General features: G+C 57.0%; 4 protein-coding genes. 2 read left to right on the top strand and 2 right to left on the bottom strand.

Annotation, left to right across the window (positions count from 1 at the left end):
- Positions 1–100: 100 nt before the first annotated feature.
- A complete protein-coding gene (locus M8370_RS16395; RefSeq protein WP_040021918.1) occupies positions 101–1747 on the bottom strand; it encodes a dihydroxyacetone kinase subunit DhaK in 1647 nt (548 codons plus the stop codon).
- A 137-nt stretch (positions 1748–1884) separates the two neighbouring features.
- Between M8370_RS16395 and M8370_RS16390 the strand changes: the two genes are divergently transcribed.
- A complete protein-coding gene (locus M8370_RS16390) occupies positions 1885–3387 on the top strand; it encodes a helicase HerA-like C-terminal domain-containing protein (protein ID WP_038420703.1) in 1503 nt (500 codons plus the stop codon).
- Here M8370_RS16390 and mnmL read toward each other — a convergent pair.
- Positions 3367–4308, bottom strand: a complete 942-nt coding sequence (gene mnmL, locus M8370_RS16385; protein WP_097533874.1) for a tRNA modification radical SAM protein MnmL/YtqA — start codon at positions 4306–4308, stop codon at positions 3367–3369. The two genes, M8370_RS16390 and mnmL, sit on opposite strands and share 21 nt — an antisense overlap.
- A 681-nt stretch (positions 4309–4989) precedes the next feature.
- On the opposite strand from mnmL, the gene gltB reads away from it, so the two are divergent.
- Positions 4990–9450 (top strand): glutamate synthase large subunit, encoded by a 4461-nt coding sequence (gene gltB / locus M8370_RS16380; protein WP_058661929.1) that lies wholly within the window; start codon positions 4990–4992, stop codon positions 9448–9450.

Genomic DNA, 9450 nt, shown 5'->3' with positions numbered 1-9450 from the left:
CATTTTCCTGAAACAACTTTCGTCGCTTTCGGTAAAAAAATTACTGGGGATCCCTCAGCCCAAAGGGAGAGGGCGCAAACACTAAAAACGGTAACGGTCGTTACCGTTTTGCTTCTACCATGGCCTTAAACACCTCTGCCACCGCAACCGCTCCCGGATCCATTACCCCATCCAGATTCTCTTTATTCACATACGACGAACGTCCCGCGCCCGCTTTGCCCATTCTGGCCGTTGCCTCTGCGCCCTGCTGTGCCGCCTGCGCTGCCGCCTGAAGATCGTTTTTCTGCAACGTCTCCAGCGCCGGCTGTAGCGCATCGATCAGCGTGCGATCGCCGAGATCGGCCCCGCCATACTGCTTCATCTGTGCCAGCCCGCTCAGCAATGCATCCGCAAGCGATTGTCCGTCATGCAGCTTTTGTCCGGCTGCCGTGAAAAAGATCGACATTAATACGCCGCTCGATCCGCCCATCACCGTTGCCAGACGCTCGCCCACCAGCAGAAGTAATGTCGACACGTCGTTAAGAGGAAGGTTATTCTCCTCCAGACGCTGCGCAATCTCCCGCGCCCCTTGCGCAAAGGTGGATCCGGTATCACCATCCCCCACTTTCGCATCCAGCGCGTTCAGACGGTTTTCCAGCTGAATCAACGTCTTTGTCACCACAGAGACATATTCGCCCACCTGCGGATTTGCGGACGGGGTAAACTCCACGCGGTCATGGATCGCACTATGCTCCAGGGTACGCAGCGGGGCAAACGCCACCGGCTTCTGCCAGCCCAGCGTCTCAACCTCTTCATGAAGGGCTTTTTCGAACAGATCGTTTAGCTTCAGCAGCGTCAGCGAAAAGCCCTTCATATCCAGGGCGCTCACCAGCGGTGCCGGGCCAATCAGGTACGCCAGGTTATCTTTCAGTGCCGAGTGGGCCAGCTCTTTGGTGAGCAGAGCCATCTCAAGCGCTGATACGCCCCCCAGGTTATTGATCAACACTGCGAAGCGCCCGTCACCCGCCTTCGCCTTGAGCGGCGTCACCAGCGTGTCGATAATCGCTTTACTGTTCTGCGTATCCACGACGGAAGCCCCCGGCTCACCATGAATGCCCAGACCCAGCTCGACATGACCTTGCTTAATGCGCCCTTCTTCCTCGTCGCTTCCCGGCAGATTACACGTTTGCATCGCAACACCCAGGCTCCAGAGGTTATCGCAGGCCTGTTGCGCAATATTACGCACTTCACTCAGCGATTTTCCGTGCTCTGCGGCATAACCCGCGATCTTATGAACCAGCGCCGTACCGGCAATGCCGCGCGGCTGTTTGTTGTCCGGCAGCGCAATATCGTCTGCCACAATGACCATCTCCACCTTCAGGCCGTAGCGTTTCGCCTTTTCTGCCGCCAGACCAAAATTCAGGCGGTCACCGGTGTAGTTTTTAACGATCAGCAGGCAGCCACGGTCACCCGTCACCGCCACAATGGCATTCAGCACCGCATCCACGCTCGGCGAGGCGAAAAGATCGCCGCACACTGCTGCCGTCAACATACCTTTGCCGACAAACCCGGCGTGTGCAGGCTCGTGGCCGGAACCGCCACCGGAGATCACCGCCACGCGGCTCTTGTCCCAGTCGCTGCGGGCCACAATGCGAATGGCAGGATCAACATCAAGCTTGACGAGGTTACCGTGCGGAGCAGAAATCAGAATGCCTTCAATAGCATCGTTGACCAGTTGTTTGCGATTATTAAAAAAGAATCTGGACATACATTCTCAACTTGTTGTGAACCGTATGCAAAAGCATAGTCCGCGCTGGGTAATACGCCGCAAAGTAAGGAATTTTTAACGCCATTTTGCCGTCAGGTTGCCTATACTCCACCCAGGACTAAGAGAGGATGAGTATCATGAGTACACCATTGTTAATTGCCAGGACGCTGGAGAAAGAGCTGTTTTTACTGCCTGCGATGGCGAACCGTCACGGCCTGATCACCGGCGCCACCGGGACGGGGAAAACCGTTACCCTGCAGAAGCTGGCCGAATCGCTCTCTGAGATTGGCGTGCCGGTCTTTATGGCCGATGTAAAAGGCGATTTAACCGGTGTGGCTCAGGAGGGGGCCCCCTCAGAAAAACTCCTTGAGCGTCTGAAAAATATCGGCGTCAATGACTGGACGCCGCACAACAACCCGGTAGTTGTCTGGGATATCTTTGGTGAGAAAGGTCATCCGGTACGTGCCACCGTCTCCGATCTTGGCCCGCTGCTGCTGGCCCGTCTTCTGAATCTCAACGATGTCCAGTCCGGGGTGTTGAACATCATCTTCCGTATTGCCGACGATCAGGGGCTGCTGCTGCTCGATTTCAAAGATCTGCGCGCCATTACCCAATACATCGGCGATAACGCTAAATCCTTCCAGAACCAGTACGGCAACATCAGCAGTGCCTCCGTGGGGGCCATTCAGCGCGGGTTACTGACGCTGGAGCAACAGGGTGCAGAGCATTTCTTCGGCGAGCCGATGCTCGATATCAAAGACTGGATGCGCACTGACAGCAACGGCAAAGGCATCATCAACATTCTGAGCTCAGAGAAGCTCTATCAGATGCCGAAACTCTACGCCGCCAGCCTGCTGTGGATGCTCTCTGAACTTTACGAACAGCTGCCGGAGGCGGGCGACCTTGAGAAGCCGAAGCTGGTGTTCTTCTTCGACGAAGCGCACCTGCTGTTCAACGATGCGCCGCAGGTGCTGCTCGACAAGATCGAGCAGGTTATCCGGCTGATCCGCTCCAAAGGCGTCGGCGTGTGGTTTGTTTCGCAAAACCCGTCGGATATCCCCGATAACGTGCTGGGGCAGCTCGGTAATCGCGTCCAGCACGCCCTGCGCGCCTTTACGCCAAAAGATCAGAAAGCCGTCAAAGCTGCCGCACAAACCATGCGCGCGAACCCGGCCTTTGATACCGAAGCGGCGATTCAGGCGCTGGGTACCGGTGAGGCGCTGATCTCCTTCCTGGATGCCAAAGGCAGCCCGTCCATTGTGGAACGCGCCATGGTGATTGCCCCTTGCTCGCGAATGGGGCCGGTAACGGACGATGAGCGCAACGGACTGATTAACCACTCCCCGGTTTACGGGAAATACGAAGATGAAGTGGATCGCGAATCTGCCTTCGAGATGCTGCAAAAAGGGGTACAGGCCACCACCGACTCGCAGGACGCCCCACCCGCCAAGGGGCAGTCAGTCGCGGTGGATGACGGCATTCTGGGTGGGCTGAAAGACATTTTGTTTGGCAGTACTGGGCCGCGCGGCGGCAAGCGCGATGGCGTTGTACAGACGATGGCGAAAAGCGCCGCGCGGCAGGTCACGAATCAGATAGTGCGCGGCATGCTGGGGAGTCTGTTAGGCGGTCGCCGCCGGTAGCGGAGCGACCCACGGCCGTCCCAGCGCCGAGCCCTGCACACCGTGCTCATGCAGATAGCGGTCAATCTCCACCATCCCCGTCCAGCGGTTCTCACACCATAGCGGTGCCAGAAGCGTTGGACGGCGGGCGCTGGCGGAGATACGGTGATAGACAATCTCGGGCGGCGTATGACGGATCATCTCCCCTGCCGTTACCGTATACTCGTCGAGTGCGATGCCGTTTAACCGCCCGGCTTGCCAGGCTTTGGCCATAATGCTGCCCTGCACAATATGCAGCGGGTGCAGCTTGATCCCGTCCACGCCTGTCTCAACGACTTTTTCCAGCGTCTCCAGGCCATGCTGAAGCCCTTCTCCCGGCAGGCCGACAATCAGATGCGTGCAAACTTTCAGGCCACGTTCGCGGGCCAGGCGCGTGGTGCGCTGATAGCAGGCAAAATCATGGCCGCGATTAATACGGTGCAGGGTTTTGTCATGCGCGCTCTGCAGGCCTAGTTCCAGCCAGATCTCATAGCCCTGCTCTTTATACTCGCTGAGTAAATCCAGCACCGCGTCGGGCACGCAGTCCGGACGCGTACCGACACACAGCCCGACAATGTTCGCCTGAGCGACCGCCTGTTGATACATCGAACGCAGCACCTGCACTTCCGCCCATGTGCTGGTGTAGGCCTGGAAATAGGCCAGATACTGCTTTGCCCGGTTCACAAGACGGGCCTGATGCGCGAGCTGTTCCGCGATAGATTTATGCTGCTGCGCCTCGTCCGCAAAGGAGGCCACGTTACAGAAGGTGCAGCCGCCGCGCCCGAGCGTACCATCGCGATTCGGGCAGCTAAAACCGCCATGCAGCGTCAGCTTGTGAACCTTTTGCCCGTAGCGCTGCAAAAGATCCCCACCAAACATATTGACTAATTTCTGTAACTGCATAATCTGATAGACCGTCCCGAAGAAAGGGGACAAGCCTGCCATTTTTAGCCACCATCGGCGATGACCTGGATCAATCGCCCTGGCTGGCCTTTATCTATTTGAATAACTACTCAAGATTACTGCAATTTCATTCACGCCAAACGTAATTACTTTTCCTTATGTTCTGATTGTTTTTTTTATTTATAACGCCAGCACTGAAAAACAGTGACTTTATGCGGGTTTAAACCGCACAGCAGTTTATTATCCTGCCATAAAACCGCTATTCAGCACGCTGCATCAATAATACCGCTTTCATATAGTGAGTCAGATCACACTCCGCTGCGACTTCGCAGGGCGTTTAGTGGTTGTAAAAATAGTTAAATATCTTTTAAATACAATCCATTAGCTTCTCTATAGCACATTTTTGTATAAATAAGATTGCCATTTGACCTGTGTACCAATTCCCGATAAGTTGGAAATCCGCTGGAAGCTTTCTGGATGAGCGGCCTGCTCATCATATTTATGCAGTAATTGAGATTCCCTCTGAAGCAAGTCCTCAAACTTGTTTACCTGCGCGAAAGGATGAAAAGAGGGCGAATGCGAGGTCCGCGTATGAAACGCAAACCCCGTCGCCATGCTCTTTCTGTGCCTGTGCGCCACGGTTCAGTGGGAAGCCCGACGAGCCTGGGGAGGTTCACTGATATGTTGTACGATAAATCCCTTGAGAAGGATAACTGTGGTTTCGGCCTGATCGCCCACATAGAAGGCGAACCTAGCCACAAGGTAGTGCGTACTGCTATTCACGCACTGGCCCGTATGCAGCACCGTGGTGCCATCCTTGCCGATGGTAAAACCGGCGACGGTTGCGGCCTGCTGCTGCAAAAACCGGATCGTTTCTTCCGTATCGTGGCGGAAGAGCGCGGCTGGCGTTTAGCCAAAAACTACGCTGTCGGTATGCTGTTCCTGAATCAGGATCCTGAAAAAGCTGCCGCCTCACGCCGCATCGTTGAAGAAGAACTTCAGCGTGAAACCCTGTCTATTGTCGGCTGGCGCGATGTGCCAACCAACGAAGGGGTGCTCGGTGAAATCGCCCTCTCCTCGCTGCCTCGTATTGAACAGATTTTTGTTAATGCGCCTGCGGGCTGGCGTCCACGTGATATGGAACGCCGTCTGTTTATCGCCCGCCGCCGCATTGAAAAACGTCTCCAGGACGATAAAGAGTTCTACGTCTGTAGCCTCTCGAACCTGGTGAACATCTATAAAGGTCTGTGTATGCCGGCTGACCTGCCGCGCTTCTACCTGGACCTGGCGGACCTGCGTCTGGAATCGGCCATTTGCCTGTTCCACCAGCGCTTCTCCACCAACACCGTTCCACGCTGGCCGCTGGCACAGCCGTTCCGCTATCTGGCGCACAACGGCGAGATCAACACCATCACCGGTAACCGCCAGTGGGCGCGCGCCCGTACCTATAAGTTCCAGACCCCACTGATCCCGGACCTGCATGATGCTGCGCCGTTCGTTAACGAAACCGGCTCTGACTCCAGCTCCATGGATAACATGCTGGAACTGCTGCTGGCAGGCGGCATGGATATCGTGCGTGCCATGCGTCTGCTCGTGCCACCGGCCTGGCAGAACAACCCGGATATGGATCCGGAGCTGCGCGCATTCTTTGACTTTAACTCCATGCACATGGAGCCATGGGATGGCCCGGCGGGCATCGTCATGTCCGACGGTCGTTTTGCCGCCTGTAACCTGGACCGTAACGGTCTGCGTCCGGCGCGCTACGTCATCACCAAAGACAAGCTCATCACCTGCGCCTCAGAAGTCGGTATCTGGGATTACCAGCCTGACGAAGTGGTTGAGAAAGGCCGCGTTGGGCCGGGCGAGCTGATGGTTATCGATACCCGCGGTGGGCGTATTCTGCACTCCGCCGAAACCGATAACGATCTGAAGAGCCGCCATCCCTATAAAGAGTGGATGGAGAAAAACGTGCGCCGTCTGGTGCCGTTCGAAGATCTGCCGGACGAAGAAGTGGGCAGCCGCGAGCTGGACGACGATACGCTGGCAAGCTTCCAGAAGCAGTTTAACTACAGTGCGGAAGAGCTGGATTCCGTCATCCGCGTGCTTGGTGAAAACGGCCAGGAGGCTGTCGGCTCCATGGGTGACGATACCCCGTTTGCCGTGCTCTCCAGTCAGCCACGTGTAATTTATGACTACTTCCGTCAACAGTTTGCACAGGTGACCAACCCGCCAATCGACCCGCTGCGTGAAGCCCACGTCATGTCATTGGCGACAAGCATTGGTCGCGAGATGAACGTCTTCTGCGAGGCAGAAGGCCAGGCTCACCGCCTGACCTTTAAATCGCCGATCCTGCTTTACTCCGATTTCAAACAGCTCACCACGCTGAAAGAGGATCACTACCGTGCAGACACGCTCGATATTACCTTCGACGTGGCCGAAGCGACCCTCGAAGAGACGGTGAACGCGCTGTGTGACAAAGCGGAACAGATGGTGCGTAACGGCACCGTTCTGCTGGTGCTGTCTGACCGTAACATTGCGAAGAACCGCCTGCCGGTGCCTGCGCCAATGGCGGTGGGGGCTATCCAGACGCGTCTGGTCGATAAGAGCCTGCGCTGCGACGCCAACATCATTGTTGAAACCGCAAGCGCACGCGATCCGCACCACTTTGCCGTGCTGTTAGGCTTTGGTGCGACGGCGATCTATCCATACCTGGCCTACGAAACGCTGGCTCGTCTGGTGGACACCCGCGCGATCGACAAAGATTACCGTACCGTGATGCTGAACTACCGTAACGGCATCAACAAAGGTCTCTACAAAATCATGTCCAAAATGGGCATCTCGACCATCGCCTCTTACCGCTGCTCGAAGCTGTTTGAAGCGGTTGGCCTGCATAACGACGTGGCAAACCTCTGCTTCCAGGGCGTGGTCAGCCGCATCGGTGGAGCCGGTTTTGCCGACTTCCAGCAGGATCTGGTGAACCTGTCTAAGCGCGCCTGGCTGGCACGTAAGCCGCTGGAGCAAGGTGGTCTGCTGAAGTACGTTCACGGTGGCGAGTATCACGCCTACAACCCGGACGTGGTGCGCACGCTGCAGCAGGCCGTCCAGAGCGGCGAGTACAGCGATTATCAGCAGTATGCTGAGCTGGTGAACAACCGCCCGGCGGCCACGCTGCGCGATCTGCTGGCGCTGAACCCGGGTGATGAAGCGGTCAGCATCGACGACGTAGAACCTGCGTCTGAGCTGTTTAAACGCTTCGACACCGCTGCGATGTCCATCGGCGCATTAAGCCCGGAAGCCCACGAGGCGCTGGCCGAAGCGATGAACAGCATCGGCGGTAACTCTAACTCCGGTGAAGGCGGTGAAGATCCTGCCCGCTACGGCACCAATAAAGTGTCCCGTATCAAGCAGGTGGCATCCGGTCGCTTTGGCGTAACGCCAGCGTACCTGGTCAACGCCGACGTCATTCAGATTAAAGTCGCTCAGGGGGCAAAACCGGGCGAAGGCGGTCAGTTACCGGGTGATAAAGTCACCCCGTACATCGCCAAACTGCGTTACTCGGTACCGGGCGTGACGCTGATCTCCCCGCCGCCGCACCACGATATCTACTCTATCGAGGATCTGGCGCAGCTGATTTTCGACCTGAAACAGGTCAACCCGAAAGCGATGATCTCCGTGAAGCTGGTTTCCGAACCGGGCGTCGGCACCATCGCGACCGGTGTGGCGAAAGCCTATGCGGATCTCATCACCATCGCCGGTTATGACGGTGGTACTGGTGCAAGCCCGCTCTCTTCCGTGAAATACGCGGGTTGTCCGTGGGAGCTGGGCCTGGTGGAAACCCAACAGGCACTGGTGGCAAACGGTCTGCGTCATAAGATCCGTCTGCAGGTGGACGGCGGCCTGAAAACCGGCCTCGACATCATCAAAGCGGCGATTCTGGGTGCGGAAAGCTTCGGCTTTGGTACCGGCCCGATGGTTGCGCTGGGCTGTAAATACCTGCGTATTTGCCACCTGAACAACTGTGCGACCGGCGTTGCAACCCAGGACGAGAAGCTGCGTAAGAACCACTATCACGGCCTGCCGTTCAAAGTGACAAACTACTTTGACTTCATCGCCCGTGAAACCCGCGAGCTGATGGCGCAACTGGGTGTAAAACGTCTGGTGGATCTGATTGGCCGTACCGACCTGCTGAAAGAGCTGGACGGTTTCACTGCCAAACAGCAGAAACTGGATCTGGGCAAGCTGCTGGAAACGGCCGAGCCGCACCCAGGTAAGGCGGTCTACTGCACCGAGAACAACCCGCCGTTCGACAATGGCGTGCTGAACGCGCAGCTGCTGCAGCAGGCGAAGCCATATGTGGATGAGAAGCAGAGCAAAACGTTCTGGTTTGATATCCGCAACACCGACCGCTCTGTGGGTGCGTCGCTCTCTGGTTACATCGCGCAGACGCACGGTGACCAGGGGCTGGCAGCGGATCCGATTACCGCGCACTTCAGCGGTACCGCGGGTCAGAGCTTCGGCGTATGGAACGCAGGCGGCGTTGAGCTGTACCTGACCGGTGATGCCAACGACTACGTCGGCAAAGGCATGGCGGGCGGTCTGCTGGCGGTGCGTCCTCCGGTCGGCTCAGCCTTCCGCAGCCACGAAGCGAGCATCATCGGTAACACCTGTCTCTACGGCGCGACCGGCGGTCGTCTGTTTGCCGCAGGCCGTGCGGGCGAACGTTTCGCGGTGCGTAACTCCGGTGCGATCACCGTGGTGGAAGGTATTGGCGACAACGGCTGTGAATACATGACGGGCGGGATTGTTTGCGTTCTCGGTAAAACCGGCGTGAACTTTGGCGCAGGCATGACGGGCGGTTTTGCATACGTCCTGGATGAAGATGGTGAGTTCCGCAAACGCGTGAACCCAGAGCTGGTGGAAGTGCTGGACGTTGATACGCTGGCGATCCACGAAGAACACCTGCGCGGTTTGATTACCGAACACGTGCAGCATACCGGTTCTTCGCGCGGCGAAGAGATCCTGGCGAACTGGCCAGCGTTCTCTGCGAAATTCGCGCTGGTTAAACCGAAGTCCAGCGATGTTAAAGCCCTGTTGGGTCACCGTAGTCGTAGCGCAGCAGAGCTGCGTGTGCAGGCGCAGTAA

It is taken from the genome of Enterobacter cloacae complex sp. OE43NF (genome assembly GCF_023544405.1).
Taxonomy (GTDB): domain Bacteria; phylum Pseudomonadota; class Gammaproteobacteria; order Enterobacterales; family Enterobacteriaceae; genus Enterobacter; species Enterobacter cloacae.
This window is presented reverse-complemented; position numbering and strand designations above follow the sequence as displayed.

What these genes read in the sequence shown, in the direction of transcription:
- mnmL (WP_097533874.1), bottom strand. Translation starts at nt 4,308, where the DNA reads ATGCAGTTACAGAAATTAGTCAATATGTTTGGTGGGGATCTTTTGCAG.
- M8370_RS16395 (WP_040021918.1), bottom strand. Translation starts at nt 1,747, where the DNA reads ATGTCCAGATTCTTTTTTAATAATCGCAAACAACTGGTCAACGATGCT.
- M8370_RS16390 (WP_038420703.1), top strand. Translation starts at nt 1,885, where the DNA reads ATGAGTACACCATTGTTAATTGCCAGGACGCTGGAGAAAGAGCTGTTT.
- gltB (WP_058661929.1), top strand. Translation starts at nt 4,990, where the DNA reads ATGTTGTACGATAAATCCCTTGAGAAGGATAACTGTGGTTTCGGCCTG.